At 67.0% G+C, this 24,182-nt stretch carries 26 protein-coding genes; 4 read left to right on the forward strand and 22 right to left on the reverse strand.

All coding sequences use genetic code 11. The features are described from left to right. Positions 1–8: 8 nt before the first annotated feature. Positions 9–626, reverse strand: coding sequence for a ParA family protein (locus tag K225_RS0101455; protein WP_026434752.1), 618 nt, complete (start codon positions 624–626; stop codon positions 9–11). A 103-nt stretch (positions 627–729) separates the two neighbouring features. Next, positions 730–1,368: a LysE family transporter gene (locus K225_RS0101460; RefSeq protein WP_026434753.1), complete on the reverse strand. Its 639-nt coding sequence runs from the start codon at positions 1,366–1,368 to the stop codon at positions 730–732. A gap of 205 nt (positions 1,369–1,573) precedes the next feature. On the opposite strand from K225_RS0101460, the gene kefC reads away from it, so the two are divergent. Both kefC and K225_RS0101470 read left to right on the forward strand, forming a co-directional pair. Continuing rightward, positions 1,574–3,445 (forward strand): glutathione-regulated potassium-efflux system protein KefC, encoded by a 1,872-nt coding sequence (kefC, locus tag K225_RS20135; protein ID WP_051248563.1) that lies wholly within the window; start codon positions 1,574–1,576, stop codon positions 3,443–3,445. 73 nt (positions 3,446–3,518) lie between these two features. Continuing rightward, positions 3,519–4,160 (forward strand): trimeric intracellular cation channel family protein, encoded by a 642-nt coding sequence (locus K225_RS0101470; protein ID WP_026434754.1) that lies wholly within the window; start codon positions 3,519–3,521, stop codon positions 4,158–4,160. A gap of 100 nt (positions 4,161–4,260) precedes the next feature. Here K225_RS0101470 and K225_RS0101475 read toward each other — a convergent pair whose 3' ends face one another. The 6 genes from K225_RS0101475 to K225_RS0101505 form a co-directional block, all read right to left on the reverse strand. Then, positions 4,261–5,271: a tripartite tricarboxylate transporter substrate binding protein gene (locus K225_RS0101475; protein WP_026434755.1), complete on the reverse strand. Its 1,011-nt coding sequence runs from the start codon at positions 5,269–5,271 to the stop codon at positions 4,261–4,263. Between the two features lie 196 nt (positions 5,272–5,467). Then, positions 5,468–6,208: an SDR family oxidoreductase gene (locus K225_RS0101485; protein ID WP_034711491.1), complete on the reverse strand. Its 741-nt coding sequence runs from the start codon at positions 6,206–6,208 to the stop codon at positions 5,468–5,470. A gap of 34 nt (positions 6,209–6,242) precedes the next feature. Beyond that, positions 6,243–7,037: a 3-oxoadipate enol-lactonase gene (pcaD, locus tag K225_RS0101490; protein WP_369794829.1), complete on the reverse strand. Its 795-nt coding sequence runs from the start codon at positions 7,035–7,037 to the stop codon at positions 6,243–6,245. A gap of 10 nt (positions 7,038–7,047) precedes the next feature. Next, the gene (gene pcaF, locus K225_RS0101495; RefSeq protein WP_026434758.1) at positions 7,048–8,250 is read right to left on the reverse strand and encodes a 3-oxoadipyl-CoA thiolase; all 1,203 of its coding nucleotides are present in this window, start codon (positions 8,248–8,250) and stop codon (positions 7,048–7,050) included. Between the two features lie 29 nt (positions 8,251–8,279). Further along, positions 8,280–8,924, reverse strand: coding sequence for a 3-oxoacid CoA-transferase subunit B (locus K225_RS0101500; protein ID WP_026434759.1), 645 nt, complete (start codon positions 8,922–8,924; stop codon positions 8,280–8,282). 29 nt (positions 8,925–8,953) lie between these two features. Next, on the reverse strand, positions 8,954–9,655 hold the full coding sequence (locus tag K225_RS0101505) for a 3-oxoacid CoA-transferase subunit A (RefSeq protein ID WP_026434760.1): 702 nt from the start codon (positions 9,653–9,655) through the stop codon (positions 8,954–8,956). 92 nt (positions 9,656–9,747) lie between these two features. On the opposite strand from K225_RS0101505, the gene K225_RS0101510 reads away from it, so the two are divergent. Further along, a complete protein-coding gene (locus tag K225_RS0101510; RefSeq protein WP_026434761.1) occupies positions 9,748–10,545 on the forward strand; it encodes an IclR family transcriptional regulator C-terminal domain-containing protein in 798 nt (265 codons plus the stop codon). A gap of 36 nt (positions 10,546–10,581) precedes the next feature. Here the strand turns inward: K225_RS0101510 and K225_RS0101515 are convergent, their stop codons facing one another. Continuing rightward, entirely contained in the window at positions 10,582–10,803 is a 222-nt protein-coding gene (locus K225_RS0101515) for a hypothetical protein (protein WP_026434762.1), read from the reverse strand. 172 nt (positions 10,804–10,975) lie between these two features. On the opposite strand from K225_RS0101515, the gene K225_RS0101520 reads away from it, so the two are divergent. Continuing rightward, a complete protein-coding gene (locus K225_RS0101520; RefSeq protein WP_026434763.1) occupies positions 10,976–11,410 on the forward strand; it encodes a DUF1841 family protein in 435 nt (144 codons plus the stop codon). A 446-nt stretch (positions 11,411–11,856) separates the two neighbouring features. Here K225_RS0101520 and K225_RS0101525 read toward each other — a convergent pair whose 3' ends face one another. The 13 genes from K225_RS0101525 to K225_RS0101585 are packed head-to-tail and all read right to left on the reverse strand — an operon-like array spanning position 11,857 to position 24,173. Next, entirely contained in the window at positions 11,857–12,102 is a 246-nt protein-coding gene (locus K225_RS0101525) for a DUF2274 domain-containing protein (protein WP_026434764.1), read from the reverse strand. After that, positions 12,099–13,355, reverse strand: a complete 1,257-nt coding sequence (locus K225_RS0101530) for a TrbI/VirB10 family protein (RefSeq protein WP_026434765.1) — start codon at positions 13,353–13,355, stop codon at positions 12,099–12,101. Before K225_RS0101530 ends, K225_RS0101525 begins: the two co-directional genes overlap by 4 nt. A gap of 2 nt (positions 13,356–13,357) precedes the next feature. Beyond that, the gene (gene trbG, locus K225_RS0101535) at positions 13,358–14,362 is read right to left on the reverse strand and encodes a P-type conjugative transfer protein TrbG (RefSeq protein ID WP_026434766.1); all 1,005 of its coding nucleotides are present in this window, start codon (positions 14,360–14,362) and stop codon (positions 13,358–13,360) included. Beyond that, positions 14,359–15,063, reverse strand: a complete 705-nt coding sequence (gene trbF, locus K225_RS0101540; protein WP_026434767.1) for a conjugal transfer protein TrbF — start codon at positions 15,061–15,063, stop codon at positions 14,359–14,361. Before trbF ends, trbG begins: the two co-directional genes overlap by 4 nt. Positions 15,064–15,093: 30 nt before the next feature. After that, a complete protein-coding gene (gene trbL, locus K225_RS0101545; RefSeq protein WP_026434768.1) occupies positions 15,094–16,443 on the reverse strand; it encodes a P-type conjugative transfer protein TrbL in 1,350 nt (449 codons plus the stop codon). Continuing rightward, positions 16,440–16,739: a hypothetical protein gene (locus tag K225_RS0101550; protein ID WP_026434769.1), complete on the reverse strand. Its 300-nt coding sequence runs from the start codon at positions 16,737–16,739 to the stop codon at positions 16,440–16,442. The genes trbL and K225_RS0101550 overlap by 4 nt, the downstream gene beginning before the upstream one ends. 11 nt (positions 16,740–16,750) lie before the next feature. Then, positions 16,751–17,506: a P-type conjugative transfer protein TrbJ gene (gene trbJ / locus K225_RS0101555; RefSeq protein ID WP_026434770.1), complete on the reverse strand. Its 756-nt coding sequence runs from the start codon at positions 17,504–17,506 to the stop codon at positions 16,751–16,753. Next, complete coding sequence (gene trbE / locus K225_RS0101560; protein WP_026434771.1) at positions 17,503–19,989, reverse strand: conjugal transfer protein TrbE; 2,487 nt, start codon at positions 19,987–19,989, stop codon at positions 17,503–17,505. Before trbE ends, trbJ begins: the two co-directional genes overlap by 4 nt. A gap of 12 nt (positions 19,990–20,001) precedes the next feature. Beyond that, positions 20,002–20,298, reverse strand: a complete 297-nt coding sequence (locus K225_RS0101565; protein ID WP_026434772.1) for a VirB3 family type IV secretion system protein — start codon at positions 20,296–20,298, stop codon at positions 20,002–20,004. Then, the gene (locus K225_RS0101570; RefSeq protein WP_026434773.1) at positions 20,295–20,687 is read right to left on the reverse strand and encodes a TrbC/VirB2 family protein; all 393 of its coding nucleotides are present in this window, start codon (positions 20,685–20,687) and stop codon (positions 20,295–20,297) included. Before K225_RS0101570 ends, K225_RS0101565 begins: the two co-directional genes overlap by 4 nt. Then, positions 20,684–21,736, reverse strand: a complete 1,053-nt coding sequence (gene trbB / locus K225_RS0101575) for a P-type conjugative transfer ATPase TrbB (protein ID WP_026434774.1) — start codon at positions 21,734–21,736, stop codon at positions 20,684–20,686. The genes K225_RS0101570 and trbB overlap by 4 nt, the downstream gene beginning before the upstream one ends. Further along, complete coding sequence (locus K225_RS0101580; RefSeq protein WP_026434775.1) at positions 21,733–22,179, reverse strand: ribbon-helix-helix protein, CopG family; 447 nt, start codon at positions 22,177–22,179, stop codon at positions 21,733–21,735. The genes trbB and K225_RS0101580 overlap by 4 nt, the downstream gene beginning before the upstream one ends. Continuing rightward, the gene (locus K225_RS0101585; RefSeq protein ID WP_026434776.1) at positions 22,176–24,173 is read right to left on the reverse strand and encodes a conjugal transfer protein TraG; all 1,998 of its coding nucleotides are present in this window, start codon (positions 24,171–24,173) and stop codon (positions 22,176–22,178) included. The genes K225_RS0101580 and K225_RS0101585 overlap by 4 nt, the downstream gene beginning before the upstream one ends. Between the last annotated feature and the right edge of the window lie 9 nt (positions 24,174–24,182).

The following is a 24,182-nucleotide window of genomic DNA, read 5'->3' on the forward strand; positions in this document are numbered from 1 at the left end:
GCTGGCTTTCAGGCATCCAGCCAGGAACAGATCCCCTGCCACTGCTCCAGATCGCGCGCCACGCGCGCGGGCGCCACATCGAACAGCGTGAGCCCGTGCGCCGCCAGGTGCACATAGTTCTGCGTGTCGCGCAGGTAGCCCAGCACGGGAAAGCCCAGGCTGTCGACAAAGTGGTGCAACTGTTCCGCGGCCTTGGTGCGGGCGTCCACCCGCATGCCGACGATGCCCACCTGCACGCCCGCGCCATGGCGGTGCTCGGCCAGCTGGTCCAGAAAAGCGCGCGTGGCAAAGATGTCGAACACGCTGGGCTGCAGCGGCACGACGATGCGGTCGGCCAGCTTGAGCACATCGCTCAGCCGCCGGCCATGCAGGCCTGCCGGGGTGTCGAGCACCGCGTGCGTGCGGCCCTTGGGCGGCTTGGTGATCTCGTCGGCACTGGCGTCCCAGGCGCCTATGGGGCGGGCGGCGGCCGGGCGCAGGCCCAGCCACAGGCGGGCGGACTGCTGGCGGTCGGTGTCGCCCAGAATCACCGGATGCCCCCGCCGGGCGTAATAGCCGGCCACATTGGTGGACAGCGTGGACTTGCCCACGCCGCCCTTGGGATTGGCGACAACGACCACTGGCATGGCACATCCTCCCGGGATCACAGGTTGAACAAAATCTGAAAAATGCCGCTAGCGCTCATGCATCCCGCGCGAACAGCGATCAACATCCAAGCGATCGCTCCACTCAGGCATGCTGTCCGCCGCGCTTGACGAAGAACAGCCCCGCACCCACCGCCATCAGCAGCCCGCCAAAAACGCGGTTCTGCGTGCGCACCGCGCTGGCGCTGCGCATCAGGCGGCGCAGCGCGCTGGCCCCGGCAGCGTAGCCGTGCATCACCGTCACGTCCACCGCCACGGTGGTGGCGGCCATGACCAGCAGCTGCATCCACAGCGGGCGGCCGTCGGTCATGAACTGGGGCAGCACGGCCACCATGAAGATGATGCCCTTGGGATTGGTGGCGTTGGTCAGAAAACCCGTCAGAAAGCGCTTTTGCCACGGGCCTGCCGGTGCTGCGTCGTCCCCGCGCAGCGGCGAGGCCTCGCCCGCGCGCCACTGGCTCCAGCCCACATAGATCAGATAGCAGGCGCCCAGCACCTTCACCACACTGAAGGCCAGCTCCGACGCCAGCAGCAGCGATCCCACGCCCGCACCAGCAATCAGCAAGATCATCAGCAGCCCGACCTGCAGCCCGGCGATGGTGGCGCCGGTCTTGCGCACGCCATACGACAGGCCATGGCTCATCGACAGCACAGCCCCCGAGCCCGGCGACACCGCTATCAGGCACGATGCCGCAAAAAATGCCAACCAGATCTGCAAGTCCATGAAAAAAACCCACTCAAGAAGGGCCAGCATCTTAGCAACCGGCCACACGGCGCCAAGAACATGAACGGAAATACGCACCAGCGCCTGGACTTGAATCCGCCCTTACCAACCACGCACCCAAAGCCACCATAACAATAGCAATCAACACCGGTGCCAGAATCAGCACCACACTCTGCGCTGGCAGCGCTGCCACCATACACACCCCATGGAACACGCACCCACCTGGCTCACCTACGGCTTTCTGTACCTGGGCGCTGCGGTGCTGGCCGTTCCCATTGCCCAGGCGCTCGGGCTGGGCACCATCATTGGCTACCTGGCGGCGGGCATCGCCATCGGCCCCTGGGGCCTGGCGCTGGTCAGCAATGTGCAGGACATCCTGCACTTTGCCGAATTCGGTGTGGTGCTGATGCTCTTTCTGGTGGGGCTGGAGCTGCAGCCCAGCCGGCTGTGGGCGCTGCGTCGCCCCATCTTTGGCACGGGCAGCGCGCAGGTGCTGGGCTGTACGGCCTTGCTGTTTGCGCTGGGTGCGCTGGCCGGCCTGCCCTGGCGCGTGAGCCTGGTGGGCGCCTTGGGCCTGGCGCTGTCGTCCACGGCGATTGCGCTGCAGTCGCTGGCCGAGCGCAACCTGCTGCGCACAGCCGGCGGGCAGGCGGGGTTTTCCATCCTGCTGTTCCAGGACGTGGCGGCCATCCCCATCCTGGCCCTGCTGCCGCTGCTGGGCGCGGCCGGGGCTGCCGACGCCACGCACCCCCCCGGCGATCTGGCGCTGGAGGCCCTCAAGATTGTCGGCGTGATCGGGGCCATCATCCTCGGCGGGCGCCTGCTGCTGCGCCCCGTGCTGCGCTGGATCGCCAAGAGCAAGACGCCCGAGATCTTCACCGCCGCCGCGCTGCTGCTGGTGGTGGGCATGGCCTACCTGATGGTGCTGGTGGGGCTGTCGATGGCGCTGGGCGCATTTCTGGCAGGCGTGCTGCTGGCCGACAGCGAATACCGGCGCGAGCTGGAGGCCGACATCAAGCCCTTCAAGGGCCTGCTGCTGGGGCTGTTCTTCATCGCCGTGGGCATGGGCATCGACTTCGGCGTGATCCTGCGCTCGCCCGGGCTCATGGCGGCCATCCTGGCCGGCTTCCTGGCGGCCAAGGCCGTTGCCATCTACACGCTGGCCAAGCTCGTCCACATTCCCTACCAGGAGCGCCCGGTGTTCACGCTGCTGCTGGCGCAGGGCGGCGAGTTTGCGTTCGTGGTGTTCCAGGCCGCGGCGGGTGCCAAGATCTTCGCGGCCGAAACCGCCTCGCTGCTCATTGGCGCCGTGGCGCTGTCGATGCTGATCAGCCCGCTGCTGCTGGTGCTGCTGGACCGCGCGCTGCTGCGCCGCCACGCACATGTCAAGGCCCCGGCAGCAGAGGAAATCTCCGAACCACAGGAAGCGCCCATCATCATCGCGGGCTTTGGCCGCTACGGGCAGATCGTCTCGCGCGTGCTGCTGGCCCAGGGCATTCCCACCACCGTGCTGGACCACAGCGTGGAGATGCTGGAAGTGGCCCGCACCTTTGGCTACCGCGTGTTCTATGGCGACGCCACACGCCTTGATTTGCTGCGCATTGCCGGCGCCGAACACGCACGCATCCTGGTGGTGGCGGTGGATGACCCCGAGCAGTCCCTCAAGATCGCCAAGCTGGCGCGCGGGCATTTCCCACACCTTCAAATCGTGGCCCGCGCGCGCGACATCACCCATTGGAACAATCTGCGCGACGCAGGCGTGACGCTGGTGCAGCGCGAGCTGTTCGAGTCGAGCCTGCAAAGCGCCCACACGGTGCTGGAGCTGATGGGCCTGCCCCCCTCGGAGGCCACGGCCATCACCCAGCGCTTTCGCACCCACAACATCGCGCTGGTCGACCGCATGTACCCCCACCACAAGGACCGCACCAAATACATCGCCGTGGCCCGCGAAGGGCGCAGCCAGCTGGCCGATCAGATGGCCAAGGAGCGCCAGGAGCGCCACACGCCCGACGCCACCCCGGCCGAAGGCCCAGCCCCTGAGGGTTTGCCACGGAATTCAAGCCAAGATGGCCTCTGACGCTTTCGAAAAAAGCGCCGACAGCTATATATTCAATAGCTAATTCATTCAGGACCGCCACCGCGCCATCCCCATGGACCTGCCAGAAACCCCGTGGATACACACCCTGCGCTTTGTGCTGGAAGTCGCGGCCACCGTCGCTTTTGCGCTGTCGGGCATGATCGCCGCCGCGCGCCAGCGCATGGATGCGGTAGGGGTGTGCGTGGTGGCCTTCGTGGCCGCCTTTGGCGGCGGCACGCTGCGCGACCTGCTGCTGGACCAGCGGCCCTTCTTCTGGGTGCGTCACACGGGCTATGTCTGGGGGATCCTGGCACTGTGCGTGGGCACCATGCTGTTCATGCGCCAGCGCCACTTCCAGCCCACCGAGCGCGCCATGCTGCTGCCCGATGCGATTGGCCTGGGCCTGTTTGCCGCCATCGGTGTGGATGCGGCCATGGCGTTGGGCATGCCGCCGCTCATTGCCGTCATGATGGGGCTGATCACCGGGGTGTTCGGCGGCGTGCTGCGTGACGTGCTGTGCAACAAGGTGCCCCAGGCCTTCAGCGACCACCGCCCCTATGCGCTGTGCGCCTTTGCCGGCGGCTGGGTCGATGTGGCGCTGCGCCAGTTCCAGGCGCCCGAGTGGGCCGCGCTCTTGGCCTGCGTGCTGGTGACGGCCGGGCTGCGCGCTCTGGCGCTGTGGCGCAACTGGCAGCTGCCGGCGTGGCGGGTGTGAGCGCGCGGCGCGTGCGCCAGGCGTTTTGAAACAAAAATAGCTGCTGGCGCACCATGCATGTGCGCCAGCAGCTATCCATTTCAAAGCAACCGGGTTGCGGTCAGTCCAGACTTGCGCCCGACTCCTTGACCACCTTGCCCCACTTCGCCGATTCCGACTTGATGAAGGTGGCAAACTGGGCCGGGGTCTCATTGACGGGCTCGCCACCCTGGTCAGCAATCTTTTTCTTCACCTCGGGGTTGGCCAGCACCTTGGCCAGCGCGCCGGTGAGCTTGTCCAGCACCGGCTTGGGCGTGGCGGCTGGCGCAAACATGCCAAACCACGACATGGCCTCATAGCCTGGCACACCGGCTTCGGCGATGGTCGGTACATCGGGCAACTCCGCCGAGCGCTTGGAAGTGGTGATGGCAATGGCGTGCAGCTTGCCCGAACGCACATGAGGGATCACCGATGGCATGTTGTCAAACATGATGGCGATCTGGTTACCCAGCAGATCGGTCACAGCCGGTGCGCTGCCCTTGTAGGGGATGTGCGTGAGATCCACCTTGGCCAACGACTTGAACAGCTCACCCGAGAGGTGCGGCGAAGCGCCGTTGCCGGGGGAACCGAAGTTGATCTTGCCGGGGTTGGCCTTGGCATAGGCGATCATTTCGGGCACCGTCTTGAACGGTTGCTTGGGGTTGACCACCAGCAGGTTGGGCACATTGGCCACGCGCGTCAGCGGTGCGAAGTCCTTGATGGGATCAAAGGGCATCTTCTTGTACAGGCTGGCGTTGATCGCGTGCGTGCCCACGGTGCCCATGAACAGGGTGTAGCCATCGGCTGCGGCCTTGGCAGCATATTGTCCGCCGATGTTGCCGCCTGCACCGGCCTTGTTTTCCACCACCACTGGCTGGCCCAGCTCAGTCGAAAGGTATTGACCCACCAGTCGTGCCAGGATGTCGGTCGTGCCGCCGGCCGAGAAAGGCACAACGATAGAGATGGGCTTGGTGGGGTAGGCCTGCGCCAGGGCGGCGCCCGGCAGGGCGGCCGTGCCGGCGGCCAGGCTGGCCAGGACAGCCAGGGCCTGGCGGCGGCCGGCCAGGAAGGTGCTGTGGGTGGAATGGGTCATGGTGGTTTCCTCTGTCTTGCTCGGGAGAATGGGGCCTGCTGCAAGGGGCGTGTGCGCGCCCCGGCGCAACAGGCAGGGTCAAGGCCTCACAGATGGGGCCGGATCAGGATGGCCGCGATGCAGATCGCGTCCACCAGGAACGGGTTCACCAGGGTGCAGCCCATGGTGTTCTTCGACAGCAAGCGCTGCCATGCGGTCAGACCCCTGCCACGCCGACGGTCATGCCGCCACAGACGTACAGGACCTGCCCCGTGATGAAGCCGCTGCGCGCGTCCAGCAGGTAGCTGGCGGCATGGGCCACATCCTCGGGCGTGCCGATGCGCTTGACGGGCACGGACTCGACGATGGCGCGGGTGCGCGGTGCGTCGGGCGGGTTGGCGCGGTCGAACAGCTCGGTGCGGATGGGGCCGGGGCCGATGGCGTTGGCCGTGATGCCATGCTGGCCCAGCTCCAGCGCCCACACGCGCGTCATGCCGATCAGGCCGGCCTTGGTGGCGGCGTAGGCCGTGCGCAACTCCTTGCCCAGCGCAGCGCGCGAGGACATGTTGACGATGCGCCCAAAGCCGGCCGCTTTCATGCTCGGCAGCAGCGCCTGCATGCACTGGAAAGCGCAGCGCAGGTTCAGCGACACGGCCAGGTCGAACTCGGCCATGGTCTGGTGCTCGGCATCGGCCGGTACCACCACGCCCACGTTGTTGACCAAGCGGGTGACGGGGCCGCCGGCCAGTGCCTCCTGCAAGGCCCGCGCGGTGTCTGCCGCGTCCGACAGGTCGGCGCGGATGCCGCCAGGCACGCCATCCACCAAGCGGTCGATGACCACTGGCAGGTAGCCTTCGGCGCGGCAGCGCTCGGCAATGGCGGCGCCGATGCCGGCACCGCCACCGGTGATCAGCACGCGCTCGGGCGCGCCTGCGGGGTTTGTTGGGGGGGTGCTCATGCTGGTTCCGATCGGTTGCGAGTGCGCGGGTGGCTCAGGCCCCCGGGGCCAGAAAGGCCGCCAGCGCGGCGTCGAACGCGGCGGGCGCCTCCAAGTTGGACAGGTGCGATGCAGGCAGCTCGGCCAGGTGCGCGCCGGCGATGGCGCGCTGCATGGCCTGGGCGTCAGCCACGGTGGTGACCGGGTCGCTGGCGCCGGCAATCAACAGGGTGGGCACGCGGATGGCGCTGATGGCGCTTCGCAAATCGGCCTGCGCCAGGGCTTCGCAGCAGGCGGCGTAGCCTTCGGGGGGAATGCCGGCAATCCAGCCCTGCGCACGGGCCACCAGTGCGGGTTGGGCCGCGATGAAGGGCTCGGTGAACCAGCGGCCGGGCGACGAGGCGGCCAGCTCGGCCATGGCCGCCGTACCTTTGTCGCGCACCAGCGCGGCGCGGGTTTGCCAGCCTTCGGCCGTGCCAATCTTGGCGGCGCTGTTGCACACCACCAGGTGGTTCAGGCGCTCGCCCGCATGCACGCCCAGCCACAGCCCGGTGAGGCCGCCCATGGAGATGCCGCAAAAGCTGGCCCTGGCAATGCCCAGCGCGTCCAGCAGCGCCAGCACATCGCCGCCGAGCTGGTCGAAGCGGTAAGGGCCGGGCGACACCACGCTGCCACCGTGGCCGCGCGTGTCGTAGCGCAGCACGCGGTGCGTTTGGGCGAAGTGCTGTGCCTGCGCATCCCACATCTCCAGCGTCGTGCCCAGCGAGTTCGAAAACACCAGCACCGGCGCATCGGCTGGGCCGTCCAGGGCAACGCGAAAGTGTCCAGCCGCGGTGTCAATGGTTTGCATCGACATGGCTTCAGACCCGTTCGAGGATGACGGCAATGCCCTGCCCCACGCCGATGCACATGGTGCACAGCGCGTATTTGCCGCCATGCTCGTGCAGGCGGTTCACGGCGGTGGTCACCAGGCGGGCGCCGCTGGCACCCAGCGGGTGGCCCAGCGCAATGGCGCCGCCCCAGGCGTTCACGCGGGCGTCGTCGTCCTTCAGGCCGAGGGCGCGCAGCACGGCCAGGCCCTGGGCGGCAAAGGCTTCGTTGAGCTCGATCACGTCCATGTGGTCGATGGTCAGGCCGGTCTGGGCCAGCACCTTCAGCGTGGCGGGCGTGGGGCCGAAGCCCATGATGCGCGGCGCCACGCCGGCCGTGGCCATGCCCACCACGCGGGCGCGCGGGGTCAGGCGGTAGCGGGCGGCGCTGGCCTCGTCGGCCAGCAGCAGGGCGCAGGCGCCGTCGTTCACCCCCGAGGCGTTGCCGGCGGTCACGGTGCCGTCCGGCCGCACCACGCCCTTGAGCCTGGCCAGCGCTTCCAGGCTGGTCTCGCGCGGGTGCTCGTCCTGGCTGACGACGATCGCGTCGCCCTTCTTCTGGGGGATGGTCACGGGCACGATCTCGCGTGCCAGGTGGCCAGCCTGGATGGCAGCCACGGCGCTGAGCTGGCTGCGCAGCGCCATGCGATCCTGTGCCTCGCGCTCGATACCGAAATCGGTGGCCACGTTCTCGGCGGTTTCGGGCATCGAATCCACGCCGTACTGCGCCTTCATCAGCTTGTTGACGAAGCGCCAGCCGATCGTGGTGTCATACACCGCGTTGTTGCGGCTGAAGGCGGTCTCGGCCTTGGGCATCACGAACGGGGCGCGGCTCATGCTTTCCACACCGCCGGCAATCATGAGCCCGGCTTCACCCGACTTGATGGCGCGCGCGGCCGTGCCCACGGCATCCAGGCCCGAACCGCACAGGCGGTTGATGGTGGCACCCGGCACTTCGAGCGGCAGGCCCGCCAGCAGGCTGGACATGCGCGCCACGTTGCGGTTGTCTTCACCGGCCTGGTTGGCGTTGCCGTAGAGCACATCGGTCACCGCAGCCCAGTCCACGCCGGGGTTGCGCTCCATCAGCGCCTTGAGCGGGATGGCGCCCAGGTCGTCGGTGCGCACGCTCGACAGCGCGCCGCCGTAGCGGCCGAAGGGGGTGCGGATGGCGTCGCAGATATAGGCTTGGGTCATGGCAATGTTCGGTGATGTGGAGGGAAGATTCAGGCCTGGATGGGCAAGCCGACCAGGCGTTCGAGTTCGGCGTGTTCCAGCCCCTCGACCTTGTCGATGAGCTGGAGCCCCTGCGGCGTGCAGGCCAGCGTGGCGAGGTCGGAATAGATGCGCTTGACGCAGCCGATGCCGGTGAGCGGGTAGGTGCAGCGCTCGACGATCTTGCTGGCGCCCTGCTTGGTGAGCAGGTCCATCATCACCCAGGTCTGCTTGGCGCCGATGGCCAGGTCCATGGCGCCGCCCACGGCGGGAATGGCACCGGGCTCGCCTGTGCTCCAGTTGGCCAGGTCGCCCGTGGCCGACACCTGGAAGGCGCCCAGCACACAGATGTCGAGGTGGCCGCCGCGCATCATGGCGAAGCTGTCGGCATGGTGGAAGAACGCGCCGCCCGGCAGCAGGGTGACGGGCTGCTTGCCGGCGTTGATGAGGTCGTAGTCTTCGCTGCCCGCGGCCGGCGCCGGGCCCATGCCCAGGATGCCGTTCTCGCTTTGCAGGATGACCTCGCGGCCCGCCGGGATGTGGTTGGCCACCAGGGTCGGCTGGCCGATGCCCAGGTTGACATAGGCGCCGTCGTGGATGTCTTGCGCCACCCGCTTGGCCAACTCTTCTTTACTACGTTTTTGATAGCTGCTCACGCTTTCTCCTTGTGCGCCAGAGGCCCACTTCATGCAGATTTCTTGAAACCACCGGCCTGCGTGGCAACGCGGGCGATCTTCACGACGTGGCTCACATAGATGCCCGGCGTGACGATGGTTTCGGGGTCAAGCGCGCCCAGTTCCACCACCTCGTGCACCGTGGCGATCGTGGTCTTGGCGGCGGTGGCCATCACCGGACCGAAGTTGCGCGCCGACATGCGGTAGGTGAGATTGCCCCAGCGATCGCCTTTTTCGGCCTTGATCAGCGCCACGTCGCCATGGATGGGGAACTCCAGCACGTAGTGCTTGCCGTTGATTTCGCGGGTTTCCTTGCCCTTGGCCAGTTCCGTGCCATAGGCCGTGGGGCAGAAGAAAGCACCAATGCCGGCACCGGCGGCGCGGATGCGCTCGGCCAGGTTGCCCTGCGGCACCAGCTCCAGTTCGAGCTTGCCGCTGCGGTAGAGGTCATCGAACACATAGCTGTCGGCCTGGCGCGGAAAGCTGCAGATGACCTTGCGCACCTGGCCCGCCTTGAGCAGTGCCGCCACACCCTGTTCGGCGTTGCCGGCGTTGTTGTTGACGATGGTCAGGTCGCGTGCGCCGTGGGCCATCAGCCCCTCGATCAGCTCGTCGGGAATGCCCGCCGTGCCAAATCCGCCAATCAGCACGGTGGCCCCGTCCTTCACACCCGAGAGGGCCTGCGCCACCGAGTCCGCTATCTTGTTGATCATGGAAAGTCTTCCGGGAAGTAGCAAAAAAATTGCCCGCATTCGTTCGTATAATGAACAAATGTTCGCATAAAGAATTATAAACCGGGCACTCCATGAACACCAATACCCCTCCTGCCAGCCCCAGACCCGGCGACAGCTACGTGCAGTCCTTCGCGCGCGGCCTGGAAGTGATCCGCTCGTTCAGCGCCGCCACGCCGCAGCAGACCCTGAGCGAGGTGGCCGCACAGACCGGGCTGACCCGCGCGGGCGCGCGGCGCATCCTGCTCACGCTGCAGACGCTGGGTTATGTGGAAAGCGATGGCCGGCTGTTTCGCCTCACCCCGCGCATCCTCGATCTCGGCTTTGCCTACCTGTCGTCCATGCCCATCTGGGACCTGGCCGAACCGGTCATGGAAGCGCTGGTGGAACAGGTGCGCGAGTCGTGCTCGGCGGCCGTACTCGACGGCCTCGACATCGTCTATGTGCTGCGGCTGCCCACCCACAAGATCATGCGCACCAACCTGGGCGTGGGTTCGCGCCTGCCTGCCGCCTGGACATCGATGGGGCGCGTGCTGCTGGCCGGCCTGCCCGACGACGCGCTGCAGGCGCGGCTGCAGGGCCTGACCCCGCAGCGCTTCACCCAGCACACCGTGATGGACATGCCCACCCTGCTGGAGCGCATCCGCCAGGCACGCACACAGGGCTGGTGCCTGATCAATCAGGAACTCGAAGAAGGGTTGATTTCGATTGCCGCACCACTGACCAACCGCGCCGGCCAGACCGTGGCCGCGCTCAATATCAGCGGCCAGGCCAACCGCTCCAGTGCCGAGGTCATGCAGGCCACCATGCTGCCCGCCCTGCTGCAGGCCGCGCAGGCCATCTCGCGCATGCTGGGCACCCAGCACAGCTGACCCCCGCACTGTGGACTGGCGCCCCTTAGAGCCTGTTCAAGGCTTGCGAAAGCCCAGCACCAGCACCACGGCCCCCAGCGCAATCGAACCCAGGCTCAGCCACTGGGGCACGTTCACCGTCTCTTTATCCTTCACGGTCAGTTCCAGCGGGCCGAGCTTGGCCTGTGTGGTTTCCTTGGTAAAGCTGAAACCGCCGGTAAAAAACCCGGCCAGCCCCAGCACGATCAGGACCACTCCGGTCAGACGCAGTGCGTTCATGGCTTATCTCCCATATCCGGGGTTGTTGGAAAAAGGCTCGGCAAAGACCCCGGTTTCCCTGCCAGCGCCCGGCCACTGTAGGCTCGCGCAGCTGCAGCGCGTGTAGGACGCCACCGCAAGGGCGAGCGCCGGCGCCCTGCTGCCGGCTTGTCTGCGTGCTACGCTCAGCGCCATGTTCAACCCGTCCCAAGCCGATGTGCGCCGCTTCCTCTGCGCAGTGCACGCCAAGACCCAGACCGGCCAGCCCATGGAGGCCATCGAAACCCTGGCCAGCCTGTGGATCGCCGAGCACCCCGAATACCACGCCGAGCTGGCCGATGCCGACGCCGCCGTGGCCCGCAACTACGACGAGACACCTGAGCAGACCAACCCGTTCCTGCACCTGTCGATGCACCTGTCGATCAGCGAGCAGTGCAGCATCGACCAGCCGCGCGGCATCCGCCAGGCGGTCGAGCTGCTCACAGCACGGCTGGATTCCCTGCACGACGCCCACCACGCCACCATGGACTGCCTGGGCCAGATGCTGTGGGAAAGCCAGCGCGCCGGCCGCCCGCCGGACGGCGATGCCTACATCGCCTGCGTGCAGCGCCGCGCCACGCGGGACTGAGCGCGCCAGCCAAGGCGCCAGGCAGACACATCGGAAACCGCACACTTGGGCGCCGCCCGTCCACAAGCGGTGGCCAGCGGCAGCATCTTGCGGCGCGCGCGCTCCCGCACAGCGGGCCAGATAAGCCGGCACCTGCTGTGGCCAACGCCAGGCCTGCCGGCAGAAACAAAAAATTGCTCGTGTCAAGCCCTGGGTGAAAATTGCCCAGGGCTTGAAACTCTATATGGGACGCTAGGTTAGCTCTGTTTCGGGCAGTTTGGATTGACTGCTGCGTTCTGGGCTAGGTGCCACATAAGAGCGACGAGGGAGAAAGCCGGGGCGCGTTGCATCGGGTACGTTTCCCAACAGCAGGCCGACTTGCCTTTCTCCATAGTAGCCCAACTGCCCCCGGAACGACAAAGCGCAGCCTCGGGCTGCGCTTTGTCGTTGAAGTCGCGGCAAGATCGTCAGGTCTGTTTCTGCGGGACGACCTTGGCGCTCGTTCCTTTCCTGAATCCCCGATCCCCCGCCATGAATGCCTCCAGCATGTGCGGAATCAGCGTCGCCGCATCGACCGCCTCGCCGTAGGTCTGCGCGTGCAGCGCGGCGTAGCGGTCGAGATCGGCTTTCAAGCTGGCCGGACACGCGAAGGTCAGCTTCGTGGACTCCAGCTTTGGCAGCGGCCCCAGCCGCAGTTTCTTGATCGTGCTCATCGCATCGCTCCCCTGTTGAAGAAAAGCGGCTGGTACGGCCGCAGCACTAAATCGCGGTTGACGATGATGCGAACCGGCAGTCCGGGCCGTTCGGTCAAGGTCGGCTGGATGTTCATGTTGCGCCTGGTGATCTCCTGGCCGACCTGATTGATGCTGTCCTGCGCGCTGTCGCGCCCCGCGATCACGATGCGGTTGCCGTCCTGCCGGTTCTCTGGCGCGGCCAGCTCGGCACCCACGCCCAGCAGCGTCGTCAGCGCCGCGCCGGCGACGATACGGCCCCAGTGGTAGTCCACGCCATCTTCGAGGCCGGAATAGCCGGCCGGGTCGGTGCCCACAAGGTTGTCGATGGTCAGCGAAGACGTGTCCGGCAGGATGATCCGGTTCCATACCACTTGAACCCGGCTCTGCCCGTAGCTGACCTGGCTGTTGTATTTGCCGAGGATGCGCGAGCCTTGCGGGATCAGCAGGAACTTGCCCGTGGCCGAGTCATAGACCGGCTCCGTCACCGTGGCGATCACGTCGCCCGGCAAGTCCGACTTGATGCCCGTGACGAGCGCCCCGGCGATCACCGTGCCGGCCATGACTTGATACGGCGAGGCCGGCATCTGCAAGCTGCCGGAATTGCGGGTTTCCGTGGAACCGCCTTTCAGGAACGCCTCCTTCTGGTCTTGCCGGTTCTGCGTCGCGGTCGGGTCGGCAGGCTGGGCCGCCGTCGAGGCCGGCCCGGCCGCCAGTGGGTCGAAGGCGCTGCCCGGCGCAGCCGCAGCGGCTTGGGCTGTGGCAGGCGCTGCGGCCTTGCCCTGCTGACCCGAGCGGAAGAACACCGCCGAGGCCGCCGCCGCGTCCGCCTCTTTGCGCAAGGCGTCCTCGGGGTCATGCCCAGGCGGCGCATAGGTCGGTGTCATCGGCTGCTGCGAGTTCACGATGGCCGGGCCAAGATCGCCCGGCAGCGGCGGCCCCAGCTCGGGCACCTGCAGCTTGGAGTAGTCGGCCGGCAGGCCGTCCAGCCCTTCAGACTTGCTCACGCGATCGACGTTGTAAAGCTCGGTCTGCTCGCCCGCGCCGCGCCGGTGCGGCTGCAACGACCAGATCGTGGCGCCGAGTACGGCGACCGACAGGCCGCCGGTGAGGATGGCCAGCGTGCGCCGGTTCAGGCGCGTGACCGGGCGCGGCTGCGCGCGCAGCGCCATCGTCTCAGGCGCCACCTTGCCAGCCTGCGGCGCGGCATGGTCGGAAATATCGTCCTGGCTCATGGTCAGTTCCTCCGCGTGCCACCCGAAACCCCGTCGGTGCGCTCGATCCGCACCACGTCGCCCTTGTCACCACCCAAGCGCAGTTCGGCAGCGCCGAACAGCCGATCCACGATGTAGTACGGGGAGCGGAATCGGTAGTTCACCAACTGCCCGTCACCCTGCGCGCCGATCACGAACAGCGGCGGCAGCTCGCCTTGGGCAATGCCCGGCGGGAACTGGATGTAGACCTTTTCGCCGTCATCGAAGGCGCGCAGCGGCTTCCACGGCGGATTGCTGCCGCTGACCGCGTAGCGGAAACGGATCTTCTCCAGCGATAGCCCGGTATCGACGGGTGCCGCGCTGCTCGCCGCCTGCGCCTGGCGCTGCAGGGCCAGCATCTCGTCCTTCGGGTATTCCCACGACACGGAAGCCATCCACGTCTTCTCGGTCGAGGTCAGCTCCAGCAGATAGGTACGCCGGTTCGTGGTGATGACCAGATTGGTTTTCAAGCCCGAGCGGATGGGCTTGACCATCACATTGACGCGCAGCGCCTCGCCGCTGCCGCTCGATGTGTCGCCGACGATCCAGCGCACAGTGTCGCCAGCGGCGACCGTCACCAGCTCCTCGCCGGGCTGGAGCGCGATCACGGTCACGCGGCCCACGGCCGCATAGACCTGATACAGCGCGCCATCGGTGAAAGGCCAGACTTGGATCGCGTTGACGTAGCCCTCGCGCGTGGGCGCGATGCGCGCCTCGGCATTGGCGCGTGCCACGCGCACCGTTTCATCGGCGGGTTCCGCCGCAGGCTTGGCGTCCGGTAAAGGCTTCATCTGCGCCGGCATCGGCAGCACCTCGGGCACGGTCACGACCTCCACCGGCTTCGGCGCCTCGGGCAGCAGCTGAGCTTGCACAGGCTCGTCGAGCGAGATGGCCGGCGGCGGCTTGCCCTGCGTGGCGCAGCCCGAGAACAAAACGCTGGATGCCAGCAGGATCACCGGTAAGACGGATTTACGGAAAATCGCATTCATGGTTTTGCTCCTTCGTTTCCTTCCAGTTCGCGGCTCCACGACAGTCCGTTGACGTAGATGCCCAAGGGGTTCTTGCGCAGGCGCTGCTCGGTGCGCGGGGTCTGCTGCACGATGGAAATCACTGCGTTCCAGCGTTCGGTGCGATCCAGTGCGCCGTTGACGTAGCGCGTCTCCGTCCAGCGCACGTTGAAAGACGTGTCGCTGGCGCGGGTAACGGAAATGATCTGCACCGTCACCGACTCCTTGCCGATGCGCGCGAATGGATCGTTCACGCGGGCGTAGTCGTTGAGCACCACCGCGCCCTTGTCGGTGGTGTAGTCGTAGGCATCTAGCCAGTTCTGCCGCACCACGATGGGGTCGATGGACAGCGAGCGCACCAGGCCGATGAAGCGGCCCAGGTGGTAGGCCACCTGGGCATCGCTGGGCCGGTATGGCGTGGCGGCTTCGCCCACGGCGCGCACCTGGCCCGCGTTGTCCACCTCCACCACGTAGGGCGTGACGATGGATTGCGCCGAGCGCCAGACCAGGCCGCCGGCCATCAGCAACGCGAGCGCGAGGCAGCCGAAGGCCATCAAGCGCCAGTTCTTCGCCTGCACGCGGGACGAGCCGATGCGCTCGTCCCACACTTGGGCTGCAGATTGATAAGGGGTAGCAGGCTGCGGGGTGTCGGCATAGCGCACCTGCGGGCGTTTGAATCGCATGGGTGTTCTCCTTGAGGATCAGGAATCGCTTCATTCATCGGGGTTGCGCAGGCTCGGCCCTTGGCCCGAGCCGCCGCCATCACCACCGCGCAGCGTGTGGGCGGCGGTCGTCGCAGCGTGGGTGAGCTGCTGTCGTCGGTGCAGGCGCTTGGCCCAGGCCGGTTGCTCCTGCGGAGCGGCGGGAGGCGCATCGCCGCTGGGGGTGCCGCCACCTGCGGATGCGGGCGCGTCAGCGCTGAACGCTGCGGTAGCGCGTTCGCGGATCGAGCGTGCGCCTTGCGCCACCTTCTGCCCGGCCGCCTGCGCGCCGGTCTTAGCGACGTTGCCCACTCCGGCGGCTGCGCCTTTGAGGCCACCGCCAGCGGACGCGGAGCCGGCTTGGAACGCCGACTTCGCGCTGCTGGCCGCCCCGGCAGCGGCACGCGCACCGCTGCCGGCCAGCTTGGCCGCAGCAGGGGCCATGCGCGCGCCGGCAGCGACGGCGCCACCGACGCCCGTGGCCGCCGCGCCCACGGCAACCGCAGCGCCGGCCGCGCCCAGCGCGGCACCGGCCATCGCGCCCGCGCCGAGCTGCGGGCCGCCCGACACCAGCCCGGTCGCAATGCCCGGCCCGAAGATGCCCAGCGCCAGCAGGGTCAGCGAGGTCAGCATGACGACGACCGAATGGTCGATGGACGGCTCGGCCGGCTGTACCTGGAACTCGGCAAACAGGCCCGAGCCGATGCCCACGATGACGGCCAGCACCAGCACCTTGATGCCTGACGACACCACGTTGCCCAGCACCTTCTCAGCGAGAAACGCCGTCTTGTTCCACAGCGCGAACGGCACCAGCACGAAGCCCGCGAGCGTCGTCAGCTTGAACTCGATCAGCGTGATAAAAAGCTGGATCGCCAGCACGAAGAAGCACAGCAGGACGATCAGCCAGGCGAGGAACATCACGACGATGGGCGTGATGTTCACGAACACCTCGGGGAATCCCGCCATGTCGCCGATCTGCTTGAGGATTGGCGCCCCGGCGTCGATGCCGACCTTGGCCAGCCTGCCCGGTTGCAGGAAGTTCTCCATGCTCAAGGTCGAGCCGCTGGCCGTCAGGCCCAGGCCCGCGAACGAACGGAACACGATGCCGGCCAGCCAGTTGAAGTTGCCGATGATGTAGGCGAAGGCGCCGACGTACAGCACCTTGCGGATCAGCTTGGCGATCACGTCCTCGCCCTGGCCGGTGGCGTGGCCCATCGCCCAGAACAGGCCGGCGATCGTCATGTCGATGACGATCAGCGTGGCCGTGAGAAACGCCACCTCGCCATGCAGCAGGCCAAAGCCCGAGTCGATGTAGCGCGAGAACGTATCGAGGAAGCGGTCAATGATGGTTACGTCATTCATGGCGAGTCCTCCTGCCCAGGCCCGTTGTCATCGGCGGGCTCATCGAAGCTGGGCGGAATCGGCGGCAGGTCGGCGAGCGTCTGGTATTCGCCGGGGCCGGCCTTGCCAGAGAGAAAGCGGCGCAGGTCGGCTTGCGCCACCTGCGCGCAGAACGCGCCGCCGTGCTCGCCCGCACGGCACTGCGCGCGCAGCGTGTGCAGCCGGGACGGATCGGCGGCCAGCGTATCCACCGCAGGCGGCCGGTCGCAGCCGGCCAACAGGGACGTGAGAGCGAACAGGACGGGCGCGTTCTTCATGGCCGTCCCCGTCAGCGGTTGTAGAAGTTGACGGGCTGCGGCGTGTACGGCGTGCCGTCACCCACGAAGCGGCGCGTCACCTCGCGTCCGCGTTCCGTGGCCGCGGCCTGCCGCGCCAACTCCAGCGAAGCGGCCCGGTCTTGCGTGATCTGGAGCCGCTGCGTCTGGATCGACTGCTTGGCCTGCAAGGCGAGCAACTGGTTCATGGCCTGCATCGCCTGCAACGCGCCTTCCGCCGACTGGCTCTTGCCCACGAGGTCGGCCAGCACGCTTTCGTCGTCGCTCAGGTTCTGCGATGCCTGGGCCTGCATCTGCATGGTGGTCTGCAAGCCGTTGAGCGTGTTCTTCCAACGCTCCTGCGCATCGAGGTACATCTGATTGCCGCTCACCGTGGCGGCGTACTTCTCGGGATACAGGCGCGCAAACTCGCGGTCGATGCTCGTCACGTCGTAGGCCAGGCCCTTGGCCTGCGCGATAAGCCGCTGGGTGGTCGCCAGGTTCGCGCGCAACTGGCCCACTACGCTGGACGGCAGGCTGGCTAGGTTTCGCGCCTGGTTGATGAGCATCTGCGCTTCGTTCTGGAGCTGGCGGATCTGGTTGTTGATCTGTTCCAAGGTGCGAACGGCAGTGAGCGTGTTCTGCACCAGATTGGTCGGGTCGAGCACGATGTCGCCGACGCCGAACAGCGCGTGCGCGGGCTGGGCGATGCCGAAGGCGAGCACGCAGGCTGCGGTCAATGCGGCGAGCTTGGGGGTATGCAGTTTCATGGCTGGTTCTCCTGTGAGTGGTTGGCGGTACGGACGGAGCCCGGCGCGAGGCCGGGGAATGAGGGCAGCAGGTCGGCCGCCCAATCGAGGCCGCGATGACGCAGCCAGGCGGCTGCGAACGGGGAAGACGCTGCGGAGCTGGCATCGACTGCGGCGAGCACCGCGTCCATGTCGCGCTGGTCTTGCGGCGTGGAAGCGCCCGCGAAGGCCAGCGTCGCCGGCCCCAGGTCAAGGTCGAACAAGCGGTTGCCGAGACGGGATTGGTAGTAGTAGTCGCGCTTGGGCTGCGCGGTGGCGACGATCTCGATCTGGCGGCTGTTGAGGCCGAAGCCTTCGTAGATCGTGCGAATCTGCGGCTCGGTCGCCTGTGGGTTCGGCAGGAAGATGCGGCTTGCGCAGCTCTCGATGATCGCGGGCGCGATGCTCGAATCCTTGATGTCGGCCAGCGACTGCGTGGCGAAGATGACGCTGACGTTCTTCTTGCGCAGCGTCTTGAGCCACTGGCGGATACGCGCGGCAAACACCGGGTCATCCAGGAACAGCCAGGCTTCATCGAGGATCAGCAGCGTGGGCGCACCGTCGAATCGATCCTCGAAGCGCGCAAAGAGGTAATGCAGCACGGCCATGACGGCAGCCTTGCTGTGCATCAGCTCTTCCATCTCGAAGCACTGCACGTCGGCCATGCCCAGACGGTCGTGGTCCGCGTCCAGCAGCTTGCCGTTCGCGCCGCCGAGCACATAGGGCGCCAGCGCCTGGCGCAGTGCATTCGACTGCAGCAGCACCGACAGACCGGTCATCGTTCGCTGCTCAACGGGGGCACCAGCCAGGCTCCCGAGTGCCGACCAGATCGCGACCTTCTCTTCGGGGCCAACGGCCACCCCTTCATGGCGCAAGCGGCCCTCGATCCATTCGGCGGCCCAGGTGCGGTAGCCCTCGCGGTCGATGCGGGCGAGCGGCTGGAAGGCGATGTCGCCCCCCTCCTCCACACTCTTGCCCAGGTCGTAGTGCTCGCCACTCAGTCCGAGGACCGTGGCGCGCATGGAGCGCCCCATGTCGAAGGCGAAGATGCGCGAACCGCGATAGCGCCGGAACTGCATGGCCAAGGTGGCGAGCAAGACCGACTTGCCCATGCCAGTCGGGCCGGCCACCAGCGTGTGGCCCACGTCGCCAATATGCGTGACCAACCGGAACGGCGTCGCGCCTTCGGTGCGGGTCACAATCAGCGGCGAGCCGTCGAGGTGCGCGTTCTTCTCCGGCCCTGCCCACACGGCGGACACCGGCATCAGGTGCGCCAGGTTCAGCGTCGAGACGATGGGCTGGCGCACGTTCGCGTAGGCGTGGCCCGGAATGGACGAGAGCCAGGCATCCACGGCGTTGAGCGTTTCAGAAATGGTGACGAAGCCACGCCCCTGGATCACACGCTCCACCATGCGCAGCTTCTCGTCGGCCACAGCCGCATCCGCGTCCATGACGACCACGGTCGCCGTCAGATAGCCGAAGGCCACCTGATCGCTTCCCAGCTCCTGCAGGGCGGCATCGGCGTCGGTCGCCTTGTTGCTGGCGTCGGTATCGACCAACGGGCTTTCCTGCTGGAAGATGGTTTCGCGCAGCAGCGCGATGACGTTCTTGCGCTTGGCGAACCACTGGCGGCGCAAACGCCCCAACTCCCGCTCCGCCTCGGATTTGTCGAGGCACAGGAACCGGGTTGACCAGCGATAGGCAAAGCCGAGGTGGTTGAGGTCGTCCAGAATCCCCGGCCAGGTCGAGGTCGGGAAGCCCCGCACCGTTGCCACGCGCAGGTGCTGGTCGCCCAGCATCGGCGCCAGGCCGCCGATCAACGGCGCATCGGCCAGCAACGCGTCGAGGTGGAACGGCACTTCCGGCACGGCCACGCGATAGCGCCGCGTGGAAACCGTTGCGTGCAAGTAGGTCAACGTTTGGCCGTCATCGAGCCACGCGATCTCCGGCATCACGCCATCGAGCAAGTCGAAGACGCGATCCGTTTCCGCGGTGAAGGCCGTTAGGCGCTCACGCCAGTCCACGCCTTCGGTCGGCTTGTTCTCGTACAGCAGGCCCGCCGCGCGGGCGCGGGATTCCTCCGCAGGCAGGTATTGCAGCGTCAGGTGGTAGCTGCTCTCGAAGTGGTTGCCCGATTCCTCGAAGGCGGCCCGGCGTTCCTCGTCCACCAGCCAGGACAAGGGTTCCGGGAAATCCGAGTGCGGATAGTCAGCGGCAGGCCGGCGCTCGGCCTCGATGAACAAGGCCCAGCCCGAGCCCAGCCGACGCAGCGCGTTGTTCAAGCGCGCCGACGTGGCGATCAGCTCGCCCTGCGTGGCGCTGTCGAGGTCAGGCCCGCGGAACCGCGCCGTGCGCTGGAAGCTGCCGTCCTTGTTCAAGACGACGCCCGGCGCGACCAGCCCGGCCCACGGTAGCCAGTCGGCCAGCAGCGCGGGCCGCTGGCGGTATTCAGCAAGGTTCAGCATGACGGCATTCCCCTACACGTCCAGCAGCGGTCGGTGCTTGATGTGGCGGGCGAAGACCTGCATGAACTGCGGATCGACGCGCGCGCCCCAGACCGCCAGCGCATGGCCGGCGATCCAGAGCACCACGCCCGGAATCCACAGTTGCAGGCCCAGGCCCACGGCAGCGGCCAGCGTGCCGTTGGCAATCGCCTCGGTGCGCGGCGCGCCGCCCAGCAGAATCGGTTCGGTCAAAGACCGATGCAGCGGAATCTCGAAGCCGCTGGCAAAGCCAGCGGCGGAGCCCTGCATTCCATCGTGGGCCGCGTTCATACGACGGCCCCGCCCGAGAAGCTGAAGAAGGACAGGAAGAAGCTCGAAGCCGCGAAGGCGATGGACAGACCGAACACGATCTGAATCAGCTTGCGAAAGCCCCCGCTCGTGTCGCCGAACGCAAGCGCGAGGCCCGTGGCAATGATGATGATGACGGCCACGATGCGTGCCACCGGCCCTTGGATTGACTCCAAGATGGACTGCAAGGGGCCTTCCCACGGCATCGAGGAGCCCGCGGCCTGCGCGGTGCCCGCGAGCAGCAGCATCAGCGCCGCAAGCATCAGGCCCTGCAGGGCTGGGCGAGCCAGGCTGTCCAGCCGTGTAGTGCTGGAACGGCGGCGAAGCGGATTTGCGTAAATACGGAAAGCAGGAACGATCATCTGCGTCATGGCAGTTCTCCAGGTTGGTCAAGGGATGGGGAAGACGCAGCGGCAGGCGCTGCGGGGGACACCGGCGGTAGCTCCGGAAACGGCGTTTCCAGCGCGTCCACCAAGTGGTAGCCCGCGCCGTCGAAGCCGACGACGCGGGCGATGCTCTCGATGCGGCGCTTGCGCCCACGCCCGGCGATGTGGATGACCACGTTGACCGCCTCGGCGATCAGCGCACGGGGTGGGTTCACCGCCACTTCGAGAATCAATTGCTCCAGGCGCAGCAGCGCGCCCAGGGCGGAGCCGGCGTGGATCGTGGCGATGCCGCCGGGATGGCCGGTGCCCCACACCTTGATGAGATCCAGCGCCTCGGCCCCACGCACTTCGCCGACCACCACGCGGTCGGGCCGCAGGCGCATGGAGGAGCGCACCAGCTCTGTCATGGACACCACGCCCTGGCGCGTGCGCAGCGGTACGTGGTCGCGGGCCGCGCATTGCAGCTCCACCGTGTCTTCGAGCACCAGCACCCGGTCGCCGGTGGCGGCGATCTCGGCCAGCAGCGCATTGGCCAGCGTGGTCTTGCCCGTGCTGGTGCCTCCAGCGATCAGGATGTTCTGGCGCTCGCGCACGGCGCGCACCAGCAGGCCCGCCTGTTCTGCGGTCATCATCCCGTCCTCGATATAGCGCGACAGAGAAATCACGCCCACCGCGCGCTTGCGCAGCGCGAAGGCCGGGCCCGGTGCGGCGGGCGGTAGGATGCCCTCGAAGCGCTCGCCGGTCTCGGGCAGCTCCGCCGTCAAGAGCGGTTGCCCACGATGCACCTCGGCGCCGACATGGGCCGCGACCAGGCGGATGATGCGTTCGCCATCGGCCTCGGACAACTCCACGCCCATCGGCGCACGGCCCGTAGAAAGCCGGTCTATCCACAAGGATCGATCCGGATTGAGCATGATTTCCACCACGTCCGGGTCTTTGAGCGCGGCAGCGATCAGCGGTCCCATGGCCGTGCGCAGCATCTGGATGCGGCGGTCCAGCGACGTGGCCGCGAAAGAGGAAGCAACGGCGCTCATAAGGCGCGCTCCTGCTTGTCATCCACGCGCGTGGGGTCGGGATTCAGTTCCTCCACCACGTCTCGCACCAGGCTGCGCCCGCGCAGAAGATGGCGGCCGAGCTGTTCGATGAACTGCTCGAAGCGCGCCTTGCCCTGGGCGCGCGCGGCCTCCTGATGGGCCTCGGGCACGGGCGTACTGACGGTCAGGTAGTAGCGGATGAACAGGGCCAGCGTCTCGATCTGGATGTTCTGGTCGCGCTCCATGCGTTCAGCCTGGCGCGACAGGCGATCCAGCCGCTTGGCGATGGCCGCCTCGCGCTGGTCGGCGGCATCGGGTGAAAGCCAGGATGCCAGCGCCGCCGCGACGATGGATGACTTGGACACGCCTTTCTTGGCGGCCAGTTCATCGAGCCGCTTGGCGTGCTCGGGCTGGATGAAGAGATTGAGGCGGTGCTGGCTCATAGCTCGATTCCGTCGTCAGGGTCGAGGGATGCCAGTCGGGCCGTGCGTTGCAGGGCCGGGGCGAGCTGGCGCGGAAGAGGAAGCGACAGGTCGTCGTCATCGAGCAGCGCGAGGTCGGCCGCGGGCGCGGCCATCTCGGGGTCGTAGGTGACGGTTTCGGCGAGTTCGGGTTGGCGGCGCGGGCCACCGTCGTCGGCACTGCTGATGCCATCGACGGCCTCAATGGCCGGTGCAATCGGAACAGCAGGAATCGCCAGGCCGCTCCAGTCGTCGGGACCCAGTGGCGGCACGTCGGCGTACTGCCCGACTGCCAGCGCAGGCGGTGGCAGCGCACGCCGCTTGAAATTGGCGTCCGCGTAGTAACGCAGCTTCTTGGCCTTGATCGGCGCCACGCTGGACACCATCACCACGGCTTCGTCGGGCGGTAGCTGCATGACTTCGCCAGGGGTCAGCAGCGGCCGGGCCGTCTCCTGGCGCGACACCATGAGGTGCCCCAGCCACGGCGCAAGCCGATGGCCTGCGTAGTTGCGCTGCGCACGCAGCTCGGTCGCGGTGCCCAGCGTCTCGGAGATGCGCTTGGCGGTGCGTTCGTCGTTGGTGGCGAACGTCACGCGCACATGGCAGTTGTCGAGGATGGAATGGTTCTGCCCATACGCCTTGTCGATCTGGTTGAGCGACTGCGCGATGAGGAAGCTGCGGATGCCGTAGCCCGCCATGAAGGCCAAGGCCGTCTCGAAGAAGTCCAGGCGCCCCAGCGCCGGGAACTCGTCGAGCATCAACAGCAGCTTGTGGCGGCGCGCAATGCCGTCGCTGCCATCGAGCGATTCCGTCAGGCGACGGCCGATCTGGTTCAGGATGAGCCTGATCAGCGGCTTGGTGCGGCTGATGTCCGAAGGCGGCACCACCAAGTACAGCGACACGGGATGCTCGGCCGCAATCAGGTCGGCAATGCGCCAGTCGCAGCGCGACGTGACTTCGGCCACTGTGGGGTCGCGGTACAGGCCGAGGAACGACATGGCCGTGGACAGCACGCCCGAGCGCTCGTTGTCGCTCTTGTTGAGGACTTCGCGCGCCGCCGAAGCCACTACCGGATGTGGACCATCGGCCAGGTGGGGCGTGGTCATCATCCGGTGCAGAGTCAGCTCGAACAGGCTGGCCGGATCGGAGAGGAAGTTGGCGACACCGCGCAGCGTCTTGTCCTCGCCTGCGTAGAGCACATGCAGGATGGCCCCCACCAGCAGTGCGTGCGAAGTCTTCTCCCAGTGGTTGCGCCGCTCCAGCGCGCCTTCGGGATCGACCAGGATGTCCGCGATGTTCTGCACGTCGCGCACCTCATGCGCGCCGCGCCGTACCTCCAGCAGCGGGTTGTAGGCTGCTGACTTCGCATCGGTCGGGTTGAACAGCAGGCAGTGCGAGAAGCGTGAGCGCCAGCCTGCAGTGATCTGCCAGTTCTCGCCCTTGATGTCGTGGATGACTGCGGACGCGGGCCACGAAAGAAGCGTCGGCACCACGAGACCCACGCCCTTGCCCGAGCGCGTGGGTGCGAAGGTCAGAACATGCTCCGGTCCTTCGTGCCGCAGGTACTGACCGTGATGCTGACCGAGGAAGACACCCGCCGGGCTCGACAGTCCAGCTTTGCGAATGTCATCCGCGTTGGCCCAGCGCGCCGAGCCGTAGGTCGTGACCAGCTTGTTCTGGCGCGAGCGCCAGATCGACATGCCGATGGCGACCAGCACGGCCACTAGGCCGCTGGCGCCGGCAATCGCGCCACCGATGTCGAAGACGCGAGGCGCATAGGCGTCGAAGAAGAACCACCACTCGAACAAGCGCCACGGGTGATAGATGGGCGTGCCCAGGAAGTCGAACCACGGCGAGCCCAGGCGTAGCTGGTAGCCCAGGGCGGCTGCTGTCCATTGTGTGGCGCCCCACACGCCGGCGATCACGATGCCGAACACGACGGCAACTTGGCCGAACAGCACGTTCGTCCCTTGCATTGACTGACC

Source organism: Acidovorax sp. JHL-9 (assembly GCF_000426205.1).
Classification (GTDB): Bacteria; Pseudomonadota; Gammaproteobacteria; order Burkholderiales; family Burkholderiaceae_C; genus Acidovorax; species Acidovorax soli.